This window comes from Nocardioides sp. CPCC 205120, assembly GCF_048654585.1.
Lineage (GTDB): Bacteria > Actinomycetota > Actinomycetes > Propionibacteriales > Nocardioidaceae > Nocardioides.
In genome coordinates this window covers 666,682-691,510 of record NZ_JBMCYY010000001.1, presented here as the reverse complement: position 1 = coordinate 691,510, position 24,829 = coordinate 666,682, and the positions used below count along the sequence as shown (strand labels likewise).

At 74.5% G+C, this 24,829-nt stretch carries 26 protein-coding genes; 16 read left to right on the top strand and 10 right to left on the bottom strand.

Annotated features, from left to right (window positions below):
* Positions 1-23: 23 nt before the first annotated feature.
* Complete coding sequence (locus tag ACOACO_RS03235) at positions 24-1,235, bottom strand: acetyl-CoA C-acetyltransferase (RefSeq protein WP_420294811.1); 1,212 nt, start codon at positions 1,233-1,235, stop codon at positions 24-26.
* A gap of 193 nt (positions 1,236-1,428) precedes the next feature.
* Here ACOACO_RS03235 and ACOACO_RS03230 point away from each other — a divergent pair, with 193 nt between their 5' ends.
* The gene (locus ACOACO_RS03230) at positions 1,429-2,670 is read left to right on the top strand and encodes an AI-2E family transporter (RefSeq protein WP_420294810.1); all 1,242 of its coding nucleotides are present in this window, start codon (positions 1,429-1,431) and stop codon (positions 2,668-2,670) included.
* A gap of 47 nt (positions 2,671-2,717) precedes the next feature.
* Entirely contained in the window at positions 2,718-3,131 is a 414-nt protein-coding gene (locus tag ACOACO_RS03225) for an S-adenosylmethionine decarboxylase (protein WP_420294809.1), read from the top strand.
* 51 nt (positions 3,132-3,182) lie between these two features.
* Here ACOACO_RS03225 and manA read toward each other — a convergent pair whose 3' ends face one another.
* Genes manA through ACOACO_RS03205 form a run of 4 tightly spaced genes read right to left on the bottom strand, consistent with a single transcriptional unit; the run spans position 3,183 to position 7,190 of the window.
* Complete coding sequence (manA, locus tag ACOACO_RS03220) at positions 3,183-4,373, bottom strand: mannose-6-phosphate isomerase, class I (RefSeq protein ID WP_420294808.1); 1,191 nt, start codon at positions 4,371-4,373, stop codon at positions 3,183-3,185.
* Positions 4,374-4,395: 22 nt separating this feature from the next.
* The gene (locus ACOACO_RS03215) at positions 4,396-5,547 is read right to left on the bottom strand and encodes an acyl-CoA dehydrogenase family protein (protein ID WP_420294807.1); all 1,152 of its coding nucleotides are present in this window, start codon (positions 5,545-5,547) and stop codon (positions 4,396-4,398) included.
* Between the two features lie 9 nt (positions 5,548-5,556).
* On the bottom strand, positions 5,557-6,000 hold the full coding sequence (locus tag ACOACO_RS03210; RefSeq protein ID WP_420294806.1) for a hypothetical protein: 444 nt from the start codon (positions 5,998-6,000) through the stop codon (positions 5,557-5,559).
* A gap of 26 nt (positions 6,001-6,026) precedes the next feature.
* On the bottom strand, positions 6,027-7,190 hold the full coding sequence (locus tag ACOACO_RS03205; RefSeq protein ID WP_420294805.1) for a CaiB/BaiF CoA transferase family protein: 1,164 nt from the start codon (positions 7,188-7,190) through the stop codon (positions 6,027-6,029).
* Positions 7,191-7,308: 118 nt separating this feature from the next.
* On the opposite strand from ACOACO_RS03205, the gene ACOACO_RS03200 reads away from it, so the two are divergent.
* The 5 genes from ACOACO_RS03200 to ACOACO_RS03180 all read left to right on the top strand — a co-directional run bounded on the left by ACOACO_RS03200 (position 7,309) and on the right by ACOACO_RS03180 (position 12,661).
* Entirely contained in the window at positions 7,309-7,623 is a 315-nt protein-coding gene (locus ACOACO_RS03200) for a DMT family transporter (RefSeq protein ID WP_420294804.1), read from the top strand.
* An 83-nt stretch (positions 7,624-7,706) separates the two neighbouring features.
* Positions 7,707-8,882, top strand: a complete 1,176-nt coding sequence (locus ACOACO_RS03195; RefSeq protein ID WP_420294803.1) for a lactate 2-monooxygenase — start codon at positions 7,707-7,709, stop codon at positions 8,880-8,882.
* Between the two features lie 63 nt (positions 8,883-8,945).
* A complete protein-coding gene (locus tag ACOACO_RS03190; protein WP_420294802.1) occupies positions 8,946-9,809 on the top strand; it encodes a CHAP domain-containing protein in 864 nt (287 codons plus the stop codon).
* 162 nt (positions 9,810-9,971) lie between these two features.
* Positions 9,972-10,574: a PadR family transcriptional regulator gene (locus ACOACO_RS03185; protein WP_420294801.1), complete on the top strand. Its 603-nt coding sequence runs from the start codon at positions 9,972-9,974 to the stop codon at positions 10,572-10,574.
* Entirely contained in the window at positions 10,571-12,661 is a 2,091-nt protein-coding gene (locus ACOACO_RS03180) for an FAD-dependent oxidoreductase (RefSeq protein WP_420294800.1), read from the top strand. Before ACOACO_RS03185 ends, ACOACO_RS03180 begins: the two co-directional genes overlap by 4 nt.
* A 25-nt stretch (positions 12,662-12,686) precedes the next feature.
* On the opposite strand, the gene ACOACO_RS03175 is transcribed toward ACOACO_RS03180, so the two are convergent.
* Positions 12,687-14,036, bottom strand: coding sequence for an MFS transporter (locus tag ACOACO_RS03175; RefSeq protein WP_420294799.1), 1,350 nt, complete (start codon positions 14,034-14,036; stop codon positions 12,687-12,689).
* Between the two features lie 129 nt (positions 14,037-14,165).
* Between ACOACO_RS03175 and ACOACO_RS03170 the strand changes: the two genes are divergently transcribed.
* From ACOACO_RS03170 to ACOACO_RS03160, 3 genes are read left to right on the top strand one after another with little or no spacing between them, the layout of a single operon-like run.
* On the top strand, positions 14,166-14,873 hold the full coding sequence (locus ACOACO_RS03170) for a DUF4232 domain-containing protein (protein WP_420294798.1): 708 nt from the start codon (positions 14,166-14,168) through the stop codon (positions 14,871-14,873).
* Between the two features lie 18 nt (positions 14,874-14,891).
* A complete protein-coding gene (locus ACOACO_RS03165; RefSeq protein ID WP_420294797.1) occupies positions 14,892-16,070 on the top strand; it encodes a MalY/PatB family protein in 1,179 nt (392 codons plus the stop codon).
* Positions 16,067-16,834: a pirin family protein gene (locus ACOACO_RS03160; RefSeq protein WP_420294796.1), complete on the top strand. Its 768-nt coding sequence runs from the start codon at positions 16,067-16,069 to the stop codon at positions 16,832-16,834. Before ACOACO_RS03165 ends, ACOACO_RS03160 begins: the two co-directional genes overlap by 4 nt.
* 69 nt (positions 16,835-16,903) lie before the next feature.
* On the opposite strand, the gene ACOACO_RS03155 is transcribed toward ACOACO_RS03160, so the two are convergent.
* Positions 16,904-17,356, bottom strand: a complete 453-nt coding sequence (locus ACOACO_RS03155) for an Lrp/AsnC family transcriptional regulator (protein ID WP_420296289.1) — start codon at positions 17,354-17,356, stop codon at positions 16,904-16,906.
* A 110-nt stretch (positions 17,357-17,466) separates the two neighbouring features.
* Between ACOACO_RS03155 and ACOACO_RS03150 the strand changes: the two genes are divergently transcribed.
* Entirely contained in the window at positions 17,467-17,982 is a 516-nt protein-coding gene (locus ACOACO_RS03150; protein WP_420294795.1) for a DUF2000 domain-containing protein, read from the top strand.
* Here the strand turns inward: ACOACO_RS03150 and ACOACO_RS03145 are convergent.
* Positions 17,954-18,154: a hypothetical protein gene (locus ACOACO_RS03145; protein ID WP_420294794.1), complete on the bottom strand. Its 201-nt coding sequence runs from the start codon at positions 18,152-18,154 to the stop codon at positions 17,954-17,956. The genes ACOACO_RS03150 and ACOACO_RS03145 overlap by 29 nt on opposite strands.
* Before the next feature lie 56 nt (positions 18,155-18,210).
* The gene (locus ACOACO_RS03140) at positions 18,211-18,627 is read right to left on the bottom strand and encodes a VOC family protein (protein WP_420294793.1); all 417 of its coding nucleotides are present in this window, start codon (positions 18,625-18,627) and stop codon (positions 18,211-18,213) included.
* Between the two features lie 153 nt (positions 18,628-18,780).
* Here ACOACO_RS03140 and ACOACO_RS03135 point away from each other — a divergent pair, with 153 nt between their 5' ends.
* From ACOACO_RS03135 to ACOACO_RS03120, 4 genes are read left to right on the top strand one after another with little or no spacing between them, the layout of a single operon-like run.
* Positions 18,781-19,842 carry a sigma-70 family RNA polymerase sigma factor gene (locus ACOACO_RS03135; RefSeq protein ID WP_420294792.1) on the top strand — a complete coding sequence of 354 codons (1,062 nt, stop codon included), beginning with the start codon at positions 18,781-18,783 and terminating at the stop codon, positions 19,840-19,842.
* Positions 19,839-20,426: a TIGR03086 family metal-binding protein gene (locus ACOACO_RS03130; protein WP_420294791.1), complete on the top strand. Its 588-nt coding sequence runs from the start codon at positions 19,839-19,841 to the stop codon at positions 20,424-20,426. The genes ACOACO_RS03135 and ACOACO_RS03130 overlap by 4 nt, the downstream gene beginning before the upstream one ends.
* A 58-nt stretch (positions 20,427-20,484) precedes the next feature.
* On the top strand, positions 20,485-20,907 hold the full coding sequence (locus tag ACOACO_RS03125; protein WP_420294790.1) for an SRPBCC family protein: 423 nt from the start codon (positions 20,485-20,487) through the stop codon (positions 20,905-20,907).
* A gap of 9 nt (positions 20,908-20,916) precedes the next feature.
* Entirely contained in the window at positions 20,917-22,074 is a 1,158-nt protein-coding gene (locus ACOACO_RS03120; RefSeq protein WP_420294789.1) for an MFS transporter, read from the top strand.
* A 5-nt stretch (positions 22,075-22,079) separates the two neighbouring features.
* Here the strand turns inward: ACOACO_RS03120 and ACOACO_RS03115 are convergent, their stop codons facing one another.
* A complete protein-coding gene (locus ACOACO_RS03115; protein WP_420294788.1) occupies positions 22,080-23,426 on the bottom strand; it encodes an MFS transporter in 1,347 nt (448 codons plus the stop codon).
* 67 nt (positions 23,427-23,493) lie between these two features.
* Between ACOACO_RS03115 and ACOACO_RS03110 the strand changes: the two genes are divergently transcribed.
* Positions 23,494-24,816 carry a glutaminase gene (locus ACOACO_RS03110; RefSeq protein WP_420294787.1) on the top strand — a complete coding sequence of 441 codons (1,323 nt, stop codon included), beginning with the start codon at positions 23,494-23,496 and terminating at the stop codon, positions 24,814-24,816.
* The last annotated feature ends 13 nt before the right edge of the window (positions 24,817-24,829 follow it).

Below are 24,829 nucleotides of genomic sequence, written 5' to 3'. Positions count from 1 at the left end.
TCTCTCGATGTCCGGTACGACGCTCAGACGAGCTCGACGATGGTGGCGATGCCCATGCCGCCGCCGACGCACAGCGTGGCGAGGCCGCGCTTGAGCTCGCGGCGCTCGAGCTCGTCGATCAGCGTGCCGAGGATCATCGCGCCGGTCGCGCCGAGCGGGTGGCCCATGGCGATGGCGCCGCCGTTGACGTTGGTGATCTCGGGGCCGATGCCCATGTCGCGCATGAAGCGCATCGCGACCGCGGCGAACGCCTCGTTGATCTCGAACAGGTCGATGTCGTCGACCGTCAGGCCGGCCTTCGCCAGCGCCTTGCGGGCGGCGGGGGCCGGACCGGTCAGCATGATGACCGGGTCGGCGCCGGAGACGGCGGCCGAGACGATGCGGGCGCGGGGCGTCAGCCCGGCGCGGGTGCCCGCCTCCTCGGTGCCGATCGCCATGAGGGCCGCGCCGTCCACGATGCCCGAGCTGTTGCCGGCGTGGTGGACGTGGTCGATCTTCTCCAGCCAGTGGTACTTCTCGAGCGCCACGTCGTCGAAGCCGGCGCCCTTGCCGATGTCGGCGAAGGAGGGCTTGAGGCCCGCCAGGCTCTCGACCGTCGTGCCGGGGCGGATGAACTCGTCGTGGTCGAGGACCGTGAGGCCGTTCTCGTCGACGACGGGGATGACCGACTTCTTGAAGTAGCCGGCCTCGCGGGCGCGGGCGGCACGCGCGTTGGACTCGGCGGCGTAGGCGTCGACGTCCTCGCGGCTGAAGCCCTCGACGGTGGCGATGAGGTCGGCGCCGATGCCCTGGGGCACGAAGCTGGTCTGCAGGGCGGTGCGCGGGTCCATCGCCCAGGCCCCGCCGTCGGAGCCCATCGGCACGCGGCTCATCGACTCGACGCCGCCGGCGAGGATGAGGTCCTCGAACCCGCCGCGCACGCGGGAGGCGGCCTGGTTGACGGCCTCGAGGCCCGAGGCGCAGAAGCGGTTGAGCTGCACGCCGGCGACCTCGTCGGGCAGGCCCGCCTTCAGCGCCGCCGCCTTGGCGATGTCGCCGCCCTGGTCGCCGATCGGGCTCACGACGCCCAGCACGACGTCGTCGACGAGGGCGGGGTCGAGGTCGGGGTTCCGCTTGCGCGTCTCGTCGATCAGGCCGACGACCAGGTCGATGGGCTTCACCTCGTGGAGGGAGCCGGTCTTCTTGCCCTTGCCGCGCGGCGTACGAACGTGGTCGTACACGAATGCTTCTGCCATGTCGGTCCTTGCCTGCCTCGATGGTCGTGTGGGATCTGCACCCGCGTCTGGGGCCGGGGAGATCCGGGTCCGGATCCGATAATGACACCATTACTGTCATCGTGGGAACGGGGGCACGTGATTTAGGTGACTCGCGGGTAACAAGGTGGGCTCGAACGCTCCCGCTCCCCAGGCGACACCTAGGCTGGTGCGCGTGACGAGCCCTGCGCCCGACCTCCATCCCCGCGCCGTGCCCGACCGGGCGGACGTGATCGACCGCGGCCTGTCCCGCGTCAACGTCTGGGGCGTGCGCGTCGTCGTCGGCGCGGCCGCCCTCTTCATCATCGGCTGGGCCGTCGGCCACACGTGGATGGTGTGGTTCCCCGTCTCGCTCGCCCTCGTGCTGTCGACGGTCCTGGCCCCGCCGGTCACGTTCCTGCGCAGGCGGGGGGTGCCCGCGGCCCTCGCGGCGGCCTCGGTGATGATCGGGTTCCTCGGGAGCCTGGTGCTCGTCGGGTTCCTCCTCGCCCCCCAGATCGCGGGGCAGTCGAACGAGATCGCGGACTCCGCCGTCGACGGCGTCGGGCAGATCCGCACCTGGCTCAGCGACGGTCCGCTCGGCATCAGCGACGGACAGATCACCGACGCCCTCACCACGCTCCAGGACGAGCTCTCGTCGCAGGCCTCGGCGATCAGCTCCGGGGTCCTCACGGGCGTCACGGCCGTCACGAACGCCCTCATCAACCTCGTGCTGATGCTCATCCTGACCTTCCTCTTCATCAAGGACGGGCACCGCTTCCTGCCGTGGGTCTCCGCCATCGGCGGCCACCGGGTGGGCGGTCACTTCGTCGAGGTCAGCGCCCGGGCGTGGAACACGCTCGGCGGCTTCATCCGCACCCAGGCCCTCGTCTCGCTCATCGACGCGATCCTCATCGGCCTGGGGCTCGTCATCATCGGCGTGCCCCTGGCGATCCCGCTGGCGATCCTGACCTTCTTCGCCGGCTTCATCCCGATCGTCGGCGCCGTCGCCGCCGGCGCGCTGGCCTGCCTCGTCACGCTCGTGACGAACGGCCCGGGCGACGCCCTGATCGTCCTCATCATCATCGTGGCCGTGCAGCAGCTCGAGGGGAACGTGCTCTCCCCCTGGCTGCAGGGCAAGTCGATGAACCTGCACGCCGCGATCGTGCTGATGTCCGTCACCGCCGGCTCGTCGCTGTTCGGCATCACCGGCGCCTTCCTCGCCGTCCCGGTCGCCGCGACGGTGGCCGAGGTGCTCCGCTACCTCAACGAGCGGATCGACGACGCCGTCGCCGAGGACACGCACCCGCAGGACGCGGCCGGCACCGACGGCCCGGAGGGACCGGCGGGCGCGCACCCGTCGCTGCCCGACGTGCCCCACACCGAGGACGGGCGCACGCCGACCGACCTGCGCAAGGAGGGGCCGGCCACCACGTGAGCCGGACGGGGTTTGAGCCCGGTCCCCGCGGCGTAGGCTGCACCGCCGTGCCCGAGTCCACCGCCCTTCCCGTCCCGCCCGCCGTCGCCGCGGTCGTGACGGCGCCCTCGGGCGACGAGATGTGCTCCTACGCGCTGGACGTGTGGACCGACCACCCGACGGTGCTCACCGACGAGGTCGCCCTCCGCGCCCTGCTGCGCGCCGCGGCCGCCGCCGGCGGGGCGGTCGTGCTCGGCGAGGCCGGCCACGTGTTCCCCAACGGCGCGGTCACCGCCTCGCTGGTGCTCTCCCAGTCGCACCTCGCGGTGCACACCTGGCCCGAGCACCGGCTCGCCAACGTGGACCTGCTGACCTGCGGGGTGCTCGAGGGCGAGGCCATCGTCGCCGCCGTCAGCGCCGGGCTCGCGGCGTCGCGCACGCGGCTGACCCGCACCATGCGTCCGGTGCACGCCACCGACTGACCCTGGCTCCCGGGCCACCCCCGGCTGCTGTCCAGAGGGTTCGGGGGGGCCTCAGACGACGTCGACGAGACGCGAGTGCACCGCGCGGCGGGCGGGCTCGAACGCCTGCGCCACCTCGCCCAGGCCCACGATCACGCAGTCGCGGTCGTCGGGGCCGAGGAAGACCGACTCACCGCGGGCCAGCGCGACCCGCTCCCCGTCGGCGGAGCGGACCTCGACCTCGCCGCCCGTGCAGATCAGCAGGGACTGCTTGGCGCTGACGACCGCGACGCCCTCGGGGTCCGCGTGGGAGACCTGCGTGACGGCGAGCGCGAACTCGACGTCGGCCGGGCTGAAGACCTCGGTCTCGGCCAGCACGAACTCGGGGTTCACGCGGGCGATCCGGGCCATGCCCGTCGCGCCCAGGCAGGCCACCAGGCCCGCGGCGTCGACGTGCTTCTTCGTCAGGCCGGCACGCAGCACGTTGTCGGAGGACGCCATGACCTCCAGGCAGAGGCCCTTCAGGTGGGCGTGGATGATGCCCGCCCCGAGGTACGCCGCCTCGCCCGGCTGCAGCGTCATCCGGTTGAGCATGAGGGAGAGGACCACGCCCACGTCGTCCGGGAAGTACTCCGAGATCTCCACGGCCGTGGAGTAGGCGCGCTTGATGTCCATGCCCATCTTGCCGAGGGCGCGGCAGGCGCCGACGACCTCGCCGACCTGCGCCGGGGTGACCTGCTGCGACAGCAGCCACTCGACGCGACGCACGATGCCGGCGAAGCCGGGGTCGGCGCGCAGGTCCTCCGCGAGCCGCTGCGTCAGCGGCGTCTCCAGCGGGGCGAGCACGCGGAGGATCTCCACGGTCGGGCGGAACCCGATGAGGCTGTCGAAGGTCGTCAGCGCGTAGACCATCTCCGGCTTGTGGTTCGCATCCTTGTAGACCCGGTTCGGCGCGTCCAGCGGGATGCCCGCGCGCTCCTCCTCGGCGTACCCGTCCTCGGCCTGCGACTTGCTCGGGTGCACCTGCAGCGAGAGCGGCTGCGCGGCGGCGAGCACCTTGAGCATGAAGGGCAGGTCGCCCGTCAGGTCCGACAGCGGCTTCGCGTCGCCGGCGGCGTCGACCGCGGTCGAGGGCTGCAGCGGGTGCGTGCCGATCCAGACCTCCGCGACCGGCGTGCCGTCGGGGCGCTCGCCGAGGAACCGCGGGATGGCGTCCGGGGAGCCCCAGGAGTAGGTCTGCACACCGTTGCGGAGTCGGTACATGGGCGCCAGCCTAGGCAGCGCCTCACCCGAACGCGGCGATACCCGTCTCGGCGCGGCCGATGAGCAGCTTCTGGATCTGGCTCGTGCCCTCGTAGAGGGTCATGACGCGGGCGTCGCGCATGTACTTCGACACCGGGTACTCGTCGACGTACCCGTACCCGCCGAAGGCCTGGATGGCGTTGTTCGCCGCCCGCACCGCGGCCTCGGAGGCGAACAGCTTCGCCTTGGAGGCGGCCGTCGAGAAGGGCTCGCCGCGCATCGCCAGGTCGGCCGCGCGCCACACCAGCAGCCGGGCGGCGTCGGCGTCGACCGACATGTCGGCGACGAGCTCCTGCACCAGCTGGTGCGCCGCCACCGGCTTGCCGAACTGCTCGCGCTCGCCCGTGTAGGCCACCGTCGCGGCCAGGCAGCCGGCGATGATGCCGGTGCAGCTCGCGGCGATGCCGATGCGGCCCGTGTCGAGCGTCGACATCGCGATGCGGAAGCCGCCGCCCTCCTCGCCCAGCAGCGCGTCGCCCGGCACCCGGACCCCCGAGAACGACAGGGCGGCGGTGGCCTGGCCGCGCAGCCCCAGCTTCCCCTTGACCTCGCGGCGCTCGAAGCCGGGCGTGTCGGTCGGCACGAGGAACGCCGAGACCCCCCGCGGACCGGGGCCGCCGGTGCGGGCGAAGACGAGGCAGACGTCGGCCCACGTGCCGTTCGTGATGAAGATCTTCTCGCCGTCGATCACCCAGTCGTCGCCGTCGCGCACCGCGCGGGTGCGCAGGTTCGCGGCGTCCGAGCCGTGCCCCGGCTCGGTCAGGCCGAAGCAGCCGAGCAGCTCCCCGCTGGCGATGCCCGGCAGCCAGCGCTGCTTCTGCTCCTCGGTGCCGTGCGCCAGCACCGGCTTGCCGACGAGGCCCGCGGAGACCGAGACGATGCCGCGGATGGCGGAGTCGGCGCGCCCCAGCTCCTCTATCGCCAGGCAGTAGGTGAGCAGGTCGAGCTCGAGCCCGCCGTACTCCGCGGGGATCATCAGCCCGAGGAAGCCGTGCTCCCCCAGCTTGGGGACGATCGCGAGGTCGACGGCCTCCGCCCGGTCCCACTCGGCGCGGAACGGCACGACCTCCCGGTCGCAGAACTCGCGGGCGGCGGCGCGGAACGCCTCCTGGTCGGGGCTGAGGGTGAGGTCCACGTCACCTCTCTACCAGCCCGGGGTGCCGCCTGTCCCGGTCTGGCGGTGGAGCTGACCGGTGAGCGAGAGGGCCACGACCGTGTCGAGCACCTGCACGTTGCCCGCCTCGAAGGCGCCGCCGAGCACCGGCGCGATCGTGAACGCGTAGGACTGGCCGGGCCCGGGCTCGACGCCGCGGCGGGCCGCGCCCTCGGCGAGCCAGGCGTAGAGGAACCGGTCCTGCTCCTCCACGTCGTCCAGCGCGCGGCGCAGGCCGTCGAGGTCGTCCCAGCAGCGCTCGAGCGTTGCCTCGACCGTCGACAGGAACCACAGCCCGTCGTCGCCGGCGAGGACGACGTCGGCGAAGGCGGTCACCAGCAGGGGCTGGTGGGTGGTCAGGCCGGGCAGCCAGGTCCAGTCGGCGAGACCCCGGACGTCGTCGGGGGTGGCGGGACGCAGCAGCTCGACGGGCACGTGGTGTTCCTACCAGAGACCACGCCTCAGGCCTGGACGAACGCCCCCGACGCGATGAGCTCGTCGACGCCCTCGACGCCCCAGGCCGCGAGCGCCTCGCGGGTGTGCTCACCGGCGCGCGAGGGCGCGAGGGTGAGCGTCGGCTCCGTGCGGGAGAAGCGCGGGGCGGGGGCCGGCTGCACGACGCCCTCGTGCTCCACGAACACGCCGCGCGCCACCATGTGGGGGTGCTCGGCCGCCTCGCTGAGCCGCAGGATCGGTGCGACGCAGGCGTCGCTGCCGTCGAACACCTCGGCCCACTCGTCGCGGGTGCGGGTGCGGAACGCGTCCGCGAGCGCCTCGCGGAGGTCGTCGTACTCGTCGAAGTCGGCCTGGCCGGGCGCGGACTCCTTGATGCCGAGCGTGGTCACGAGCGCGTCGAAGAACTGCGGCTCGAGCGCCCCGACCGCGACGTGCTCGCCGTCGGCGGTCTCGTAGACGTCGTAGTAGGGGATGCCGCCGTCGAGGAGGTTGGCGGCGCGCTCCTCCTTCAGCGCCCCGCCGGCGAGCATCGCGGAGGTCATCGCGTTGAGGTGGGCGGTGCCGTCGACGATGGCGGCGTCGACCACCTGGCCCTTCCCGCTGACCCCCCGCTCGAGCAGCGCGGCGAGGATGCCGATGACGAGGTACGTCGAGCCCCCGCCGAAGTCGCCGACCAGGTTCGCCGGGAAGTGCGGCCGGCTCCTGTCCTGGCCCAGGCCGTGCAGCGCGCCGGCGATCGCGACGTAGTCCATGTCGTGGCCGGCCACCTGGGCCAGCGGGCCGGTCTGGCCCCACCCGGTCATGCGGCCGTAGACGAGGCGGGGGTTGCGCGCGAGGCAGTCGTCGGGGCCGAGCCCCAGGCGCTCGGTGACGCCGGGGCGCAGGCCCTCGACCAGCACGTCGGCGCCCGCCACGAGGTCGAGCACCGTGTCGCGGGCCACCGGGTCCTTCAGGTCGGCCGCGACGCTGGGTCGCCCGCGCGTCAGCAGGTCGTGGCGCGGGTCGGCCACGACGCTCAGCGCGCCGCCGCCCGGACGGTCGACGCGGATCACGTCGGCGCCGAGGTCCGCGAGGATCATGCAGGCGTGCGGGCCCGGGCCGATGCCGGCCAGCTCGACGACCTTGAGGCCCGCGAGGGGGCCGGTTCCGTGTCCGAGGGAGAGCGCCATGGGCCGGATCATGACAGATCCACTGTCAACGTCGCGAGGGGTGGCCGAGCGATCGCTCGGTGGAGGTGGACACCACGCGACACCTCCCCGTGACACGCGCACGGCAGGATGCGGGGGCATGGCGTGGATCGTGCTGGTGCTGTCGGGATGTCTCGAGGCGGTCTGGGCGACCGCGCTGTCGCGGTCGGAGGGACTGACGCGCCTCGTGCCCAGCGTCGTGTTCGGCGTGTCGGTCGTGGCCAGCATGGCCGGGCTCGCGTGGGCGATGCGCACGCTGCCGGTGGGCACGTCGTACGCCGTGTGGGTGGGGATCGGCGCGGCGCTCACCGCGTCGTACGCGATGGTGACCGGCGCCGAGGCGTTCTCGCTGGTCCGCGCGCTCCTGCTGCTCGGCATCGTCGCCTGCGTGATCGGGCTCAAGCTGGCGCACTGAGCGCCGCCCCGCGGCTGGGAGGCGGGTCTACGCTCCGTCGCGGGCGCCGGGGGTCGACGCCGACGACGAGCAGGAGGCGCGACGTGGCCAACCACGGCGACTGGCAGTTCGGCATCTACCTCGAGGGCCTGGGCGGCACGAGGCCGAGCCTGCCGATGGACTTCCGCACCCTCGAGGCCGCGGCCGAGGAGGCGATGTCGCCCGAGGTGTGGTCGTACGTCGCGGGCGGCGCCGGCGACGAGCACACCCAGCGCGCGAACGTGCGGGCCTTCGAGCGGTGGGGCCTCGTGCCGCGCATGCTCGCCGGCGCGGCCGAGCGGGACCTGGGGGTCGAGATGTTCGGCCAGCGGCTGGCGACGCCCCTGATGCTGGCGCCGGTGGGCGTCCTCGGCATCTGCGAGCCCGAGGGTCACGGCGACCTCACGACCGCCCGCGCGGCGGCCGCGACCGGCGTACCCATGATCGCCTCCACCCTGTCGCAGGACCCGATGGAGGACGTCGCGGCGCAGCTCGGGGACACGCCCGGGTGGTTCCAGCTCTACCCGCCCAACGACCGCGAGCTGACCGAGAGCCTGGTGCGGCGCGCGGAGGCGGCGGGCTACACCGCCCTCGTCATCACCCTCGACACCCTCACGCTGGGGTGGCGCCCGCGCGACCTCGCCCTCGCCAGCTTCCCGCAGCTCAAGGGGCTGTGCCTGGCCAACTACACCTCCGACCCCGTGTTCCGCTCCCGCCTCGCGGCGCCGCCCGAGGAGGACCCGCAGGGCGCCGTCGGCCACTGGGCGATGATCTTCGGAAACCAGAGCCTGGGCTGGGACGACCTGGCGTGGCTGCGCTCGCTGACCGAGCTGCCGATCCTGCTCAAGGGCATCTGCTCCGCCGACGACACCCGGCGCGCGGTCGACGCAGGCGTCGACGGCATCTACTGCTCCAACCACGGCGGGCGGCAGGCCAACGGCGGCCTCCCCGCCCTCGACGTGCTCGACGAGGTGGTCGACGCCGCGGGCGACGCGCCGGTCGTCTTCGACTCGGGCGTGCGGGGCGGGCCCGACGTCGTCAAGGCGCTCGCCCTCGGGGCGCGGGCGGTGGCGGTGGGCCGCCCCTACGCCTACGGCCTCGCCGTCGGCGGCCAGGCCGGCGTCGAGCACGTGCTGCGGTGCCTGCTCGCCGAGACCGACCTGACGATGGCGATCAACGGCTACCCGACCGTCGCCGACCTGTCACGTCAGGCGCTGCGTCCCGTGGCGGCCCTGCCCTAGGGTCGGTCCCGGCGCCCACCTGTGCGGCTGGGCGCGACTCTCGGGAACGCACAAGGAGCCTCCATGCCCTCAGCACGACGTACCGTCTCCGCCCTGCTCGGCGCGGCGACCCTCTCCACCACCGTCCTCCTCGCGGGCGCGCCGGCCACGGCCGCGCCCGCCGGGCCGGCCCCGACCAGCGTGTCGGCCCCGGCCCCGGCCGGCGTGTCGACCCAGTCGGTCTCGACGCAGGCGGTCACCGTCCGGGTCGTGACCGGCGGCGTGCCCGCGGTCGTGCGCGCCAGCGCCACCACGGCCTCCGGCGTCGTGCGCACCCTGCCGGACGGCTCGTCCGTCAGCCTCGAGTGCCACGTGCGGGGCCAGACGGTGTCCGGCGGCGTCTACGGCGTGACGTCGAACGTCTGGAACCGCACCAGCGGCGGCTACGTCTGGGACGGCCTGCTCGACACGGGCAGCAACGACCCCGTCGTACCGGCCTGCGGCAGCACCGGCGCCGCCCGGGCCGCCGCCGCGGCCCAGGCGTTCCGCAACGCCTACGTGGGTCGCGCGGTGGACGTCGACGGCTACTACGGCGCGCAGTGCTGGGACCTCGCCGCCCGGTTCACGCTCGACAACGGCATCGGCACCGTCTACACCGGCGGCAACACGGGCGCCGCGAACGCCTACCTGCTCTACGGCAGCAACGGCAACGCCCGCGCCTTCGAGCGCCACGCCAACGTCTCGACCGACCCGAGCTCGGTGCCCCGGGCCGGCGACCTGCTGGTGTGGGACACGAGCTGGGGCGGCGGCTACGGCCACATCGCGATCGTGCTCTCGGCGAACTGGAACACCGTCACCGTGCTGCAGCAGAACCCCGGTGCCGCCAACGTCGCGACGTACGACTACCGCGGCGTCATGGGCTGGCTCCGCCCGCGGGTGTGGGCCTGAGCCCTGGGGGGCCGGCCGCCTGAGCGGCTGACCTGACCCGGTCGCGGTGTCAGCGGTAGTCCTCGACTATCGCTGGCACCGCGACTGGCGTCGTGGAGCCGAGCACCGGCTCAACCCATGCAACTCGTTGCACTGCAACTCGTTGCATGCCATGCTGCGGCCATGGCCCTCGAGCACGTCCTCCTCGTCGCGCTGCGCGAGCGCAGCGGGTCCGGTCTCGAGCTGGCGCAGCGCTTCGAGCGCACCATCGGGTTCTTCTGGCACGCGAGCCACCAGCAGGTCTACCGGACCCTCGCCCGCATGGCCGACGACGGCTGGGTGAGCGTCGAGACCGTGGTGCAGGCCGGCAAGCCGGACCGCAAGGTGTACGCCGTCTCCCCCGCCGGCGAGGAGGTCCTCGCCGCCTGGCTCGGCGAGCCCAGCCCGCCCGAGCGGCTGCGCACCGAGATCGCGGTGAAGATGCGCGCGGCGTCGTACGGCGACCGCCGGGCCCTGCTCGCCCACCTGGCCGCGCGGCTCGCCGACCACCGGGCCCGGCTCACCACCTTCCGCGGGATGGCCGCGGAGCAGTTCCCCGACCCGGCCGCCCTCACCGGCGCCGCCCTCGACCGCTGGCTCGTGCTGCGCGGCGGCCTCCTCATGGAGGAGTTCTGGGTCACCTGGCTCACCGAGTACCTCACCGCGCACGACGCGGCCCCCGCCGCGCCCGCGGCACCCGAGTACGTCCCGACCTCGACCCCCGCCGACCCGGAGGAGACCCGATGACCGGCCCCACGCCGTACCCGACGTTCCTCAGCCCGCTGACGATCCCGACCGCGCACGGCGCCGGGAGCGTCACGCTGCGCAACCGCAGCGTCATGGGCTCGATGCACACCGGGCTCGAGGACGCGCCCTGGAACCTGCCGAAGCTGGCGGCGTACTTCGCCGAGCGGGCCCGCGGCGGGGTCGGGCTCATCGTCACGGGCGGCTACGCGCCGAACAAGCGCGGCTGGCTCAAGCCGCTCGCGTCCGAGATGACGAACCGGCTGCAGGCGGCGCGGCACGTGCAGGTCACCGACGCCGTGCACGAGCACGGCGCGAAGATCGTGCTGCAGGTGCTGCACGCGGGCCGCTACGGCTACCACCCGCTCAGCGTCAGCGCCTCCTCCCGCAAGAGCCCGATCACCCCGTTCAAGCCCGCCACCCTCAGCACGAAGGCGGTGGACCGCACCGCGAGCGACTTCGCGCGGGCGGCGCGGCTGGCGCAGAAGGCGGGGTACGACGGGGTCGAGGTGATGGGCTCCGAGGGCTACCTGATCAACCAGTTCCTCGCCGCCCGCACCAACGACCGCACCGACCGCTGGGGCGGCAGCGCGGAGAAGCGGATGCAGTTCCCGCTCGAGGTCGTGCGCCGCACCCGCGAGCTGGTGGGGGACGACTTCCTCCTCGACTACCGCATCTCGCTGCTCGACCTCGTCGAGGACGGGCAGACGTGGGAAGAGACCGAGGAGCTGGCGCTGCGCCTCGTCGAGGCCGGCGTCGACGTGCTCAACACCGGCATCGGGTGGCACGAGGCGCGGGTGCCGACGATCATCACGCAGGTGCCGCGGGCGGCGTGGCGCGACTCGACGGCCCGGCTGCGGGCGGCGCTGCGGGCGGCCGGCGTCGACGTGCCCGTCTGCGCGTCGAACCGCATCAACACTCCCGAGATGGCCGAGGAGATCCTCGCCGCCGGGGAGGCCGACCTCGTCTCGATGGCCCGGCCCTTCCTCGCCGACGCCGAGCTCGTGGCCAAGGCCGCCGAGGGCCGCGGCGACGAGATCAACACGTGCATCGCCTGCAACCAGGCGTGCCTCGACCACGCGTTCAGCAACCAGAAGTCCTCGTGCCTGGTGAACCCGCGGGCCTGCCGCGAGACCACGCTCGTGCTCGCGCCGACCCGGCGGCGGCGCACCGTCGCCGTCGTGGGCGCGGGCCCCGCCGGCCTCGCCGCCGCGACCTCGGCCGCCGAGCGCGGCTTCGCCGTCACCCTCTTCGAGCGCAACACCCACCTCGGCGGGCAGTTCCGGCTGGCGATGCAGATCCCCGGCAAGGAGGAGTTCGCCGAGACGCTGCGCTACTACACCCGCCGGCTCGAGGTGCTGGGCGTCGAGGTGCGCCTCGGCACCGAGGCCCGCCCCGGCGACCTGACCGCCTTCGACGAGGTCGTCGTCGCCACCGGCGTCGAGCCCCGCCTGCCCGACATCGCCGGCATCGACCACCCCAAGGCCGTCTCGTACGCCGACGTCCTCGCCCGCCGCGTCACCTGCGGCCGTCGCGTCGCGGTGATCGGCGCCGGGGGCATCGGCGTCGACGTCGCCCACTTCCTCACCCACGACCCCACCGAGACGCCTCACGACGTCGAGGCGTGGAAGTCGCACTGGGGCGTCGGCGACCCGGCGCTCGACCGGGGCGGGCTCACCGACCGCAAGCCGCGCGCCGTACCCCGCGAGGTGTACCTCCTGCAGCGCAAGACCACCCCGATCGGCGTCGGCCTCGGCAAGACGTCGGGCTGGGCGCACCGCGCCGTGCTCAAGCAGTCGGGCGTCGTGCAGGTCTCCGGCGTCACCTACGACCGCGTCGACGACGACGGCCTGTGGGTCACCGTCGACGGGGAGCAGCGGCTCTACGCCGTCGACCACGTCGTCGTGTGCGCCGGGCAGGAGTCGGTGCGCGGGCTGTACGACGCGCTCGCCGCCGCGCCCGCCTCACCCGCCGCGACCGCCGCCGCGGCCGGCCGCCACCTCGTCGGCGGCGCCGACGTCGCGGCCGAGCTCGACGCCAAGCGCGCCATCGAGCAGGCCACGCGCGCCGTGGCGGCGCTGCCGGGCTGAGGGCGAGGCGTGGTGGGCGCTCCGGTCAGCGGTCGATGTCGAGGCTGCGGGTGTCGCGACCCACGGCCAGCGCGACGAGCGTGAGCAGGCCCATCACCGAGAGGTAGACCCCGACGAGGAACGGGCTGCCGTCCCCCAGGCCCCACAGCCACACCGCGATGAACGGGGCGACGGCGGCGCCGAGGATCGAGCTGACGTTGTAGGACAGCCCGGAGCCCGTGTAGCGCACGTTCGTCGCGAAGAGCTCGGGCAGCAGCGCGCCCATCGGGCCGAAGGTGAGCCCCATCAGGCTGAACCCCAGGATCAGCCACGCCATCACGCCGACGTCGCCCGCCTCCAGCAGCGGCACCCAGCACAGGCCGAACACGATGATGCCGGCGGTCACGACGAGCAGGTGCGCGCGCCGCCCGAAGCGGTCGGCGACCGGGCCGGAGACCATGGTGAAGATGCCGAAGAAGACGACGCCCACGATCATCATCAGCACGAAACCGTTGTAGGTGTAGCCCAGACCGGGCACCGCGGCGTCGGTGGCGGCGCGGCCGTAGCTCAGCGAGTACGTCGTCATCAGGTAGAAGAGCACGTAGGTGGCGAGCATGTAGAACGTGCCGAGCACCAGCTCTCGCCAGTGCGTGCGGACGACCTCGCCCAGCGGCAGCTTCGTGACCTTCCCCTCCTCCACCGCGCGCTGGAACGCGGCGCTCTCGACGAGGCGCAGCCGGACGTAGAGACCGACCACGACCATGAAGGCGGAGAAGAGGAACGGGATGCGCCACCCCCACGACAGGAACATGTCGGACGGCGTGGACGGGTCGTCCGACGGCATCAGCGCGGCGATGGCCAGGAACAGCCCGTTGGCGAGGATGAAGCCGAGCGGGGCGCCGAGCTGCGGGAAGGTGCCGTACCAGGCGCGCTTGCCGGCTGGTGCGTTCTCCGTGGCCACGAGTGCGGCGCCGCTCCACTCGCCGCCGATCGCGAAGCCCTGCGCGAGGCGCATCAGCACCAACAGGAGCGGCGCGAACCAGCCGACGAGCGCGTACGTCGGGAGCAGGCCGATCGCGAAGGTGGCGACGCCCATCGTGAGCAGCGAGGCGACGAGCGTGACCTTGCGTCCCTTCCGGTCGCCGAGGTGGCCGAAGAAGACCGCGCCGAGGGGGCGGGCGACCATCGCGGCGCCGAAGACGGCGAACGAGGCGAGCAGGGCCGTGGTGTCGTTCCCCGCCGGGAAGAACAGGTGCGGGAAGACCAGCACCGCGGCGGTGGCGTAGATGTAGAAGTCGTAGAACTCGATCGTCGTGCCGACGAGGCTCGCGACCAGCACGCGGGAGCGCGGGTTGGCAGGGGCGTCGGTCGCGGAGGGGGCGTGTGCGGTGGACATGGGTCTTTCCGTGACAGCGGTGGGGGACCGGTGAAGGCTACGCCTGGCGTCTCAAAGGATGGGAATCGCGTCTCACGAGTCGGTGGGGCACGCGTTCGAGCCCGCGTCCGGCGGCCGTACCCTGAGCGCATGCGTGCTCGGGGGATCGAGGTGGCTGCGGCCGCCGCGGCGGTGCTGGTGCTGGTCGGCTGCGGTACGACGGAGGACCGCGCCCGCGACACCGGCGCGTCCGACGCCGCCCCGTCCGACACCGTTCCCTCCGACGAGGCCCCGCGCGACGGCTCGGGGTTCACCGGCGAGCCGTCCCCGCTCCCGACGGCGCCCCCGCAGCCGGACCCCGTCAGCGACCCCGACGGCGCGGCACCCGCCGCTGGCGCGACCTGCCAGCCCTCCCAGCTCAGCGCCGCGGCGGGCATCGTCGACGCCGCGACCGGCTACCGCCAGACGGGCATCACGGTCACCAACACCTCGACCCTCCCCTGCGTGCTCGACGGCTTCCCGGGCGTCGACGCGACCGGGATCTCCGGCTCCGACCTGACCCTCGTGCGCACCGACGGCACCTGGAACGACCCGGCCGACGGCCAGGCCCGCACCGTGCGCCTCGAGCCGGGCGCGGCCGCCCAGGTGCTCGTCGGCTGGCGCGGGGACCAGGTGGGCACCTGGGACGGCGAGAAGTACCTCGACGAGACCACCGCCCAGCTGCAGCTCGTTCCGGACGGCACCGCCGACGGCCCGGGGGTGGGCGTGGCGCTCGACCCCGCGGCGTACCCCCTCGACGTCGTCGACGGCCAGGAGGTCAGCACCTCGTCGTGGCGGCCCGCCGGCGAGCGCGGCTGACCCGGCTACCGTCGAGACGTGATCCGCGACCTCACCGACGCCGAGGCCCGCGCCGCCCTGCTGAAGTGGGCGGCCGTCCCCGAGGGCACGATCCCCGCCTGGGTGGCGGAGATGGACTACGCGCCGCCGCCGGCCGTCACCAACGCGGTCTCCGCCGCGCTGCGGGCGGGCCGCACGGGCTACCCGCACCTCTCCCTCGACGGCGCCGAGGACGACGGCTCGGACACCTCCGCGCTGGCCCACGCCTTCCGCGGGTTCGCCGCGCGGCACTGGGGCTGGGACGTGCCGGCCGGGTCGCTCACCCTCACGCCCGACGTGATCACCGGCCTGCGCGTGGCCGTCGAGACCCTCGTGCCGCCCGGACCGGTCGTGCTGCCCACCCCCTGCTACCCGCCGTTCCGCGAGGTGCTGGCGCTGGCCGGCCGGGAGGTCGTCGCGCTGCCCACCGACCCCGACGCCGCCACCGCGGTGCTCGACCTCGACCGGATCGAGGCCGCCTTCGCCGCCGGCGCCCGCGGCCTCCTGCTCTGCTCGCCGCACAACCCGCTGGGCCGCCGCTGGACCCGCGCCGAGCTCGAGGCCGTGCGCGACCTCGCGGAGCGGTACGGCGCACGCGTCGTCGCCGACGAGGTGCACGCCCCGCTCGTGCTGCCCGCGCCCGGCGGCGCGGCGGCCGGGGCGAGGGGGGAGTTCACGCCGTACCTCGCCGTCGACCCCCGCGGCGTCACCGTGACGAGCGCGTCGAAGGCGTTCAACGTGCCGGGGCTCGCGTGCGCGCACCTCGTCACCCCCGACCCGGACGACGCCGCCGCCCTGCGCGGGGTGCTGCACTCGGCGAACCACGGGGTCTCGCGCCTCGGCGTCGCCGCCGGTGTCGCCGCGTGGAGCGACGCCGACGACTGGCTCGCCGCGCTCGTCGACCGGCTGGCCGCCCAGCGCGCGCTGCTCGGCGACCTGCTCGCCACCCACCTGCCGCGGGCGCGGACGCGGCCGCTCGAGGCGACGTACCTGGCGTGGCTCGACCTGCGGGCGTACGGCGTGGCCGACCCCGCCGCCGCGGCCGCCGAGCACGGCGCCCGGCCGGCGCCCGGCCACGACTACGAACCCGGGCTCGACGGGCACGTGCGCCTCAACCTCGCGACGACCCCCGAACGGCTCGAGGCCCTCGTGGAGCGGATCGCGCGGGCGCTGACGTGACCGCGCCCGGCCTCCCGGGCGAGGTGCGGCGCGGCGCGGACGCCTTCCGCACCGTGCGCGCGGACCGCACGACGGTCCACGCCTTCTCGTTCGGGCCGCACTACGACCCCGCGAACCTCGGGTTCGGCCCGATGGTCTGCCACAACGACGACCGGGTCGCGCCGGGCGGCGGCTACCCCGACCACCCGCACAGCGACCTCGAGATCGTCACGTGGGTGCTCGACGGCGAGCTCACCCACACCGACACCGTCGACGGCTCCCGCGCCGCGCTGGGTGCCGGCACCGTCCAGGTCACCAGCGCCGGCTCCGGCATCCGGCACAGCGAGCTCGTCGACCCCGCGGCCGGCCCCACCCGGTTCCTGCAAGTGTGGCTGCGCCCCGACGAGCCGGGCCGCGCGCCCCGCACCACCCGCACCACCGCCGTCCTCGACGCCGACGGCTTCACGCCGCTGGCCGGCGCGGACGGGCTCCCGCTCGGCACCCGCGGCGCCACGTTGCTCGTCGCGCGGCCGCGGGCCGGCGCACCGCTCCGGCTGCCCGACGCCCCCTTGCTCCACGTGTACGTCGCCCGCGGCGCCGTCACGCTGCCCGAGCACGCCGCCGAGCGCACCGCCCGACACGGGGCCGGGGGGTACGACGCACCCGCGGCGCCAGTCTGGGGGGAGGGAGACGCCTGGCGCCTGCGGGACGCCGGCGAGCAGGTCGTCGTCCCCCGGGACGACGGGACCGAGCTCGTCGTCTGGGCGTTCGACGCCGAGGGCTGACCGGATGGCCGGCCGGCCCCGACCGGTCCGGCTCCCTCCCGGCGGCCACCCCGGCGGCCGCCCCGGCGGCTAGGCCGGCGGCACGCGGTCGCTGCGCAGGTGCTCGTAGATCACGGACGTCTGCACGTCGGCGATCTCGGCGCGCGAGGTCAGCCGGTCGATGACGAACGCGTAGAGGTGGTCGTTGTCGGGGACGGCCACGTGCACCATGAAGTCCGCGCCGCCCGAGGTCACGAACACCCCGACCGTCTCCGGCAGGGCGCTCACCCAGTCGCGGAACGCCTCGATGTTCGCCCGCGACGGCGGGCGGATCCGGACGGCGATGAGGGCCTGCACCGGCCGGCCGATGCTCGCGAGGTCCACGTCGAGGCGCGCGCCCCGCACCACACCGCGCCGCTGCAGCCCCCGGGCGCGGTCGTGCACCGTCGTCGCCGAGACGCCGACCTCGGCGGCGATGTCGCGCAGGCTCCGGCGTGCATCCGTCGCCCAGGCGGCCAGGATCGCCCGGTCCAGCTCGTTCATGTCAGCCACGAGGGCCATTCTCCCTGACGATGTCCGGAGTGGTTGCGGTCTCGTCGCGCGACTTCCTAGCGTCACCGGCGCCCCGCCCGACGACCGACCAGGAGACGACCGTGACCGAGACCGCCACCGCACCGATCGGCGCTGCGCCACCGATCGGCGCCGCCCCGCCGATCGGATTCGGTCCGCACGAGATCGACACCGCGGCCCCGACCCGCGACGTACCGCTGAAGTGGGTGGTCGTCGTGGACGAGACGCTGCCGCCCGGCCGGGCCGTGAACGCCGCGGTCTGCGTCGCCGGGGCGACGGTGGACCGGGTGCCCGGCCTGCTGGGGCCGGCCGTCGACGACGCCGACGGCTCGGCGCACCCGGGGCTGCCGTGGCTGGGCTGCACGGTCCTCGGTGCCGCGCCCGAGCAGCTCGCGGCGGTGCGTGCCCGCGCGGCGGCCCGCGAGGACGTCGCGCTCGTCGACATGCCGACGCAGGCGCAGCACACCCGGGTGTACGACGACTACCTCTTCGCCGTGGGGCGCACCCCGTCGGCGCAGCTCGGCTACCACGCCGTGAGCCTCGTGGGCCCGCGGAGAGTCGTCGACCGCCTCACGAAGGGTCTGCGTCTGCTCCCGTGACCGCCGCCGACGGGTCCTCGGCCCCGTCGGCCTCGGCGAGCCGCTGGTGGAGCCGCTCGCGCACCTCGTCGGGGCTGAGCTGGCCCCGGGCCCGCGCGTCGCGCGCGATGACGACACCGGTGGCGGTCACACCGGCCAGCCCGGCGAGACCGAGCACCTTCCACAGCTTCACGGGACCTCCTGGGGGTAGCGGACGGACGGCGCCATCCTGCCCCGAGGGACCCACGCTCAGCCGAGGGCGGCCGGGTCCATCCACATGACCTCCCAGATGGTGCCGTCGAGGTCGCGGAACGACCAGCCGAACATCGGGCCCTGCTCCTGGGGGTCGCTGGCCGGCGTCGCGCCGAGGGCGAACGCCCGCTCCACGAGCGCGCGCACGTCGTCGGCGCTGTTCGCGGAGAGGCAGTAGAGGGCGCCCGTGCCGCCGGCGGGCGGCGTCGTGCCGTGGAAGGAGTGGAAGTAGCCGGTCTCCAGGAACATGACGGCGGTCAGCGGGTTGAGCTGCACCGACGTGGCGTTGGCGTCGCTGAACGCCTCGTTGATCGTGAACCCGAGCTCGCTCCAGAACGCCCGGGTCGCCGCGGGGTCGGCGACGGGGAGGTTGACGAAGAGCATGCGGTCGGTGGCCTGCTGGGTGGTGGTCACGGTGGTTCCTCTCGGTGGCGGCCCCCTGCGGGCCGGTCACGTGGTCCGACCGGGCGGCCCGCCGCGAATCATCGCCCGTCCGACCGATGATTTCCGGGGCCGGCCGGGGTCATGATGGGAGTCCGACGTCGCCAGACCACCAGGAGCGCCCCGGTGACCATCTCCACCCCGACCGCCACGTCCGCCCCCGCGGAGCCCGTCACGACGGAGCCCGCGACCGCGGAGCCCGGCGAGCTCGACGACTTCGACGCACTCACGGAGCGCTACCGCCGCGAGCTGCTGGCCCACTGCTACCGCATGAGCGGCTCGACCCACGAGGCGGAGGACCTGGTGCAGGAGACCTTCCTGCGCGCCTGGAAGGCCTCGCGCAGCTTCGAGGGCCGCAGCTCGGTGCGCACCTGGCTCTACCGCATCGCCACCAACGTCTGCCTGACCAACCTGGAGAACAAGCCGAAGCGCCCGCTGCCCAGCGCCCTCGGCACCCCCGAGGCCACCGTCGGCGAGCTGGACCCCAATCCCGAGGTGCCCTGGCTCGAGCCGGTCCCGGACGCCGCGGTGGTCGTGGCCGAGCGCGACTCGATCCGCCTCGCCTTCGTCGCCGCCCTGCAGCACCTCCCGGCCCGGCAGCGGGCCGTGCTCATCCTGCGCGACGTGCTGCGCTGGAGCGCCAAGGAGACCGCCGAGGCGCTCGAGACCACCGTGGCCGCCGTCAACTCCGCCCTCCAGCGCGCCCACGCGCAGATGACCCAGCAGGGTCTGACCGACGAGACCGTCGAGGAGTCGCTCAACCCGGCGCAGCAACGGCTGCTCGACCGCTACGTCGACGCGTTCTGGCGCAAGGACATGACGGAGATCGTCAACCTCCTCACCACCGAGGCCAGCTGGGAGATGCCGCCCTTCACCGGGTGGTACGTCGGGGCCGACGTCATCGCGACCCTCATCGGCACCAAGTGCCCGGGCGGCACCTACGACATGCCGATGGTGCGCACCCAGGCCAACGGCGGCGCCCCCGCGTTCGGCCTCTACATGCGCACGCCCGCCGGTCACTTCGAGCCGTTCCACCTGCAGGTGCTCGACCTCGACGGCGACCGCGTGCGCCACGTCAGCGCGTTCTTCGACCAGCGCCTCTTCGAGACGTTCGGGCTGCCCGCCACGCTGCCGGCCGACCACGACCCCCGTCCGCTCGACCCCGCGGGCGTCGCAGGCGTGTCGTGACCGCCGGCGACCTCGTCGTCCCCGGCGAGGTCGAGCTCCTGGAGCGGGCGCTGGCCTGGACGTGCGGGCACCTGGCCCGCGTCCGGCCCGATCGGCTGGGCGCGCCGACGCCGTGCGTCGGGTGGGACCTCGCGGCCCTGCTGGCCCACATGGAGGACGCGCTCGACGCGTTCGCCGAGGCGGCGGCGGGGTTCGTCGTACCGGTCCCGGACCCGCGGTCCGCCGGCCACCCCGTGCCCCGCGTGCCCCTGCTGCAGGCCAAGGCCGCGGCGCTGCTGGGGGCCTGGGCGCGACCGACGCCGCGTGCCGTGCGCACGGGTTCGGTCGCCCTGCCCACCTCCGTGCTCGTCGCCACCGCGGCGCTGGAGGTGGCGGTGCACGGGTGGGACGTGGCGGTCGCGCTGGACCCAGCACCGCCGCCCGCAATGCCCGCCGCCCTGGCCCGGGACCTGCTCGGCGTGGCCGGCGCGACCGTCGTGGCCCAGGACCGCCCGGCCCGCTTCGCCGCGCCCGTGCCGCCACCGCTCGCGGCGACGCCCGGCGAGCGGCTGCTCTGCTTCCTCGGGCGCCACCCGCAGGGCTGAGCGGCGCTCGGCTCGGGGCCCCTGGACCGGCTCACCGACCACCCCGGAGGATCGGGGCATGCAGACGAGCGCCAGCACCGTGATCCGCAGGCCGATCGACGAGGTGTGGGCGGCCCTGGCCGACCACCGGCGCATCTCCGGCTGGGCGCCGGGCCTGCGCGTGAGCGTCGACGACACCGAGGCCACCGCTCCCGGTGAGGTCGGCGCCGTACGGCGCATCGAGGGCGGCCCCGGCCCCGCGATCGTCGAGCGGATCACCGCGTTCGTGCCGGGCCGCCGCCTGGGCTACGAGGCCGTCAGCGGCATCCCGTTCCGCGACTACGCCGGCACCGTCGAGCTCACCGTGCGGGGCCTCGACACGACCGAGGTGCGCTGGGCGCTCTCCGCCACGCGCCGCGTGCCCGTCCTCGAGCCGCTCGCGCTGGCGGCCGTCAACCGCGTGCTGCTCACCCTGTTCTCCCGGGCCACCCGGCGCGGCTGAGCCACCCGGATGCCGTCCGGGCTGCGCCTGGGGGCCCTGCTCGCCTCGTCGCTGGTGGTGCAGGCCGTCGTCTTCCTCGCCCGGCCGGCGAGCACGTACGCCGCCATCGCCGTCGACGTGCCCGCCGCGGCGCTCGGGGCGATCGGGGCCGCGTTCGCGCTGGCGCCGCTGCTGCTCGCCGTACCCCTGGGGTCGGTCGCCGACCGGGTCGGCGAGGGCACGCTGCAGCTGGTCGGCGGGGTCGTGCTCGTGGGCGCCTGCCTCGTGCTGCTCGGGGCGCCGGCCGGGCCGGGGACCCTCGTCGGGGGCAACGCCCTCCTCGGCGCCGGTCACCTCGCGTGCGTCGTGGGGCAGCAGACGCACGTGGCCCACCAGTTCGAGCCGTCGCGGCTCGACGCCGCGTTCGGCTACTACACGTTCGCGGCGTCCCTGGGCCAGGCGCTCGGTCCGCTGCTCATCGCCGGGGTCGGCGGCGCCGCGCTGACGCCGGACACCGACCGGATCTTCGCCGCCGCGGCGCTGCTCGCCCTCCCGCTGGTCCTGCTCGCCCCGGTGCTCGGCCTGCGTCGCCGCCCGTCCGGCGGGGGCCCGGCCGCCGGCGGTGGCGGCGGTCTCGGCGGACTGCTGCGGATGCCCGGGCTCACCCGCGCGCTGGCGACGAGCGCCGTCGTGATCGCCGCGATCGACCTGACCCTCGTCTACCTGCCCGCCCTGGGCGCCGAGCGGGGCCTGGGCGCCGGCACGGTCGGGGCGATGCTCACGGTGCGGGCCGTCTTCTCGATGCTCTCCCGCGTCGGTCTCGGGCGGCTGACGGGCCGCTTCGGTCGCGGGCCCGTGCTGCTGACGAGCATCGTCGCGTCGGCGGGCGGCCTGGCGCTGCTCGCCGCACCGCTCCCCGTGCCGGCGATGTTCGTGGTGCTGGCGGTGGTCGGGCTGGGGCTCGGGGTCGGGCAGCCGCTGACCATGTCCTGGCTGACCCGGCGCGCGCCCGCGGCGCAGCGGGCCCAGGCGGTGACCCTGCGGCTCGCCGGGAACCGCGTCGGGCAGGTCGTCGTGCCGTCCGTGCTCGGCGCGGCGGCGGTCGGTGGCGCCTCCGTCGCGCTCCTGGCGGTGGCCCTGCTGCTCGCCGCGCTGCTGCCCGTGCTGCGCGGGCAGGACCTGGACTAGCGACCTCAGTCCCGCAGCGGGTGCGCCACCTCGTCGGCGCGCATGCGGAACAGGACGACGGCGGCGACCGAGAGCCCCACCGGCAGCAGCCCCGCCGCGACGAACACCGTGGTCAGCCCCACCAGCGTCGCGAGCGGGCCGGCCAGCGCCATCGAGACCGGCATGAGGGCGAGCGACACGAAGAAGTCGAGGCTCGAGACGCGGCCCAGCAGGTGGGGCGGCACCCTGCGCTGCAGGAGCGTGCCCCAGATGACCATCGGAGCGCCGAAGAGCGCGCCGAGCACGAACCCGCAGGCCACGAGCTGCCACACCGCGGTCGCCAGCGCCATGCCGACGAACGGGACGCAGGCGACGCCCCACACCACGTTCATCGTCGTCAGGTAGCGCCGCGGCATCGGGAACGCGGCCATCGTCATCGACCCCAGCGCGCCGCCGATGCCGAACGCGGCGAGCACCGCGGCGTGGTCCCCCGCGTCGCCGCCGAGGCCGTCCTTGACGAGGAACGGCACCAGCACCTCGAGCGGGCCCATCACCAGCAGCGTCATCAGCGAGGCGAAGACCAGCGTGCCGAGCAGCCAGGGCGTGCGCACCATGTAGGCGAAGCCCTCGCGCACGTCGCCGAGCGCCTGGCCCAGCAGCCGCTCCTCGACGGGCTCCTCGACCGACCCCTCGGGGCCGTCGACGCCCTCGGGGGCGAGCAGGCGTCGTACCGCCGTGCGGGGCACGGTCAGCAGCACCAGCAGCCCCACCGCGACGCTCGCCGCGCCGACGCCGAACGCGGCGGACGGCGCGGCCGCGCCGATGACGAGGCCCGCGACGGCCGGGCCGCCGGCCTGCTGCACGAGCGGGCGCACGACGCCCTCGAAGCCGTTGACCGCCATGAGGTGCTGCTCGGGCACGAGAGCGGGCAGCCACGCCGAGTACGCCGGGTAGTAGAACGCCATGCCCATCCCGGTCGCGAACGCGGCGACCGCGAGGTGCCACAGCGCGGCGACGTCGGTGGCGGCGAGCACGGCGACCACCCCGATGCCCACCAGCTCGACGAGCGCGACCACGACGAGCACGTCCTTCTGCGGCACCCGGTCGGCCACCACCCCGCCGAGCAGCGCGGGCAGCAGGATCCCGGCGGCCGACGCGCCGCTGACCAGCGACAGCGCGCCCGGGCCGCCGCCGAGCCGGATGACCTCCCAGACCAGGGCCACCGCCCACGTGCCGCTCGCGAAGGTGGAGAAGACGAGGGCGAGGGCCAGGCGCCGGTACGCCGGGATCCCGAACGGCGCGAGCGCCCGGCCGAGACCGGCGCGCGGCTGGGACGCGGGACTCTCGGTGACGGTGTCGCGCTCGGGGTCCACCCGCCCATCCTCGCCGCCCCGGGTGGCGGACCGCACCCCGATTTGCCGGCCGTGATGAGGTGGGCCCGTGCGCACCCCCCTGCCGGACTACCTGACCGAGGTGCTCGACACCTGCGGCGACGACACCAGCGGCGAGCTCGCGTCGTACATCCCCGAGCTCGCCCACGCCGACCCCGACCGGCTGGCCCTGTCGCTGTGCACGGTCGACGGCACCGGGTACGCCGTGGGGGACGCCGCCGAGGTCGCCTTCACGATCCAGTCGATCTCGAAGCCGTTCGCCTACGCCCTCGCGCTCGCCGACCACGGGCTGGAGGAGGTGTCGACGAAGGTCGGTGTCGAGCCCTCCGGCGAGGCGTTCAACGAGCTGTCCCTCGAGGAGGAGTCCGGGCGGCCGCTCAACCCCATGATCAACGCGGGCGCGATCACCGTGCACTCCCTGCTCGAGGCCGAGCGCCTGCGGCGCGGCTTCGCCGCCTTCGCGGGCCGTGACCTCGAGGTCGACGAGCAGGTGCGCTCCTCCGAGCTCGAGTCGGCGGACCGCAACCGGGCGATCGCCTACATGCTGCGCAACCACGGCATCGTCGAGACCGACCCGCAGGACGTCGTGGCGGGCTACACCGAGCAGTGCTCGCTGCTCGTCACCGTCTCCGACCTCGCCACGATGGCCGCGACGCTCGCCAACGGGGGCGTGCAGCCCGTCACCGGCGAGCAGGTCGTGCCGCGCTGGGTGGCCCGCCAGGTGCTGAGCGTGATGGCGACGTGCGGCATGTACGACGCCGCCGGCGACTGGTTCACCACCGTGGGCATCCCGGCCAAGTCGGGCGTGTCGGGCGGCCTCATCGGCTCCCTGCCCGGCCGGGCCGGCATCGCGGTGCTCTCGCCGCGCCTCGACAAGCACGGCAACTCGGTGCGCGGGGTGCAGGTCTTCGAGCGGCTGTCGGTCGACATGGGCATGCACCTCATGGAGGTGCCGCCGCCCGCGCGCTCGCTGGTGCGCGAGCGCACCACGCTGCCCGGCGGCGAGGACGAGGGCGAGATCTACGAGCTGCAGGGCTCGGTCGACTTCGTCGGCATGGAGCGGCTGCTGCGCGACCTCTCCGACGAGTCGCCCCGCACCTCCGCCGTCGTGCTCGACCTGACCCGGGTGCACGAGGTGCGCGAGGTCGGCCGGCGCATGCTGCTCGAGGGCGCCCGCCGCCTCCACCTCGACGGCCACACCGTCAGCTTCGTGGACCCCGACGGCCTCCTCGCCGAGCTGCCGCAGGGCGCGGGCGACCACGCCGGCGACGAGGACGCCCACGGCGGGGTCGACGGGCACGAGTCGGTCGACGACGACCCGCTGATCGACGTCGGCGGCGGCATCAACGCGCAGGTGCACCGGCGGCGCTGAGCCGCCGCGTGCC

What these genes read in the sequence shown, in the direction of transcription:
- ACOACO_RS03235 (WP_420294811.1), bottom strand. Translation starts at nt 1,235, where the DNA reads ATGGCAGAAGCATTCGTGTACGACCACGTTCGTACGCCGCGCGGCAAG.
- manA (WP_420294808.1), bottom strand. Translation starts at nt 4,373, where the DNA reads ATGTACCGACTCCGCAACGGTGTGCAGACCTACTCCTGGGGCTCCCCG.
- ACOACO_RS03205 (WP_420294805.1), bottom strand. Translation starts at nt 7,190, where the DNA reads ATGGCGCTCTCCCTCGGACACGGAACCGGCCCCCTCGCGGGCCTCAAG.
- ACOACO_RS03200 (WP_420294804.1), top strand. Translation starts at nt 7,309, where the DNA reads ATGGCGTGGATCGTGCTGGTGCTGTCGGGATGTCTCGAGGCGGTCTGG.
- ACOACO_RS03190 (WP_420294802.1), top strand. Translation starts at nt 8,946, where the DNA reads ATGCCCTCAGCACGACGTACCGTCTCCGCCCTGCTCGGCGCGGCGACC.
- ACOACO_RS03185 (WP_420294801.1), top strand. Translation starts at nt 9,972, where the DNA reads ATGGCCCTCGAGCACGTCCTCCTCGTCGCGCTGCGCGAGCGCAGCGGG.
- ACOACO_RS03180 (WP_420294800.1), top strand. Translation starts at nt 10,571, where the DNA reads ATGACCGGCCCCACGCCGTACCCGACGTTCCTCAGCCCGCTGACGATC.
- ACOACO_RS03175 (WP_420294799.1), bottom strand. Translation starts at nt 14,036, where the DNA reads ATGTCCACCGCACACGCCCCCTCCGCGACCGACGCCCCTGCCAACCCG.
- ACOACO_RS03170 (WP_420294798.1), top strand. Translation starts at nt 14,166, where the DNA reads ATGCGTGCTCGGGGGATCGAGGTGGCTGCGGCCGCCGCGGCGGTGCTG.
- ACOACO_RS03155 (WP_420296289.1), bottom strand. Translation starts at nt 17,356, where the DNA reads ATGAACGAGCTGGACCGGGCGATCCTGGCCGCCTGGGCGACGGATGCA.
- ACOACO_RS03125 (WP_420294790.1), top strand. Translation starts at nt 20,485, where the DNA reads ATGCAGACGAGCGCCAGCACCGTGATCCGCAGGCCGATCGACGAGGTG.
- ACOACO_RS03120 (WP_420294789.1), top strand. Translation starts at nt 20,917, where the DNA reads ATGCCGTCCGGGCTGCGCCTGGGGGCCCTGCTCGCCTCGTCGCTGGTG.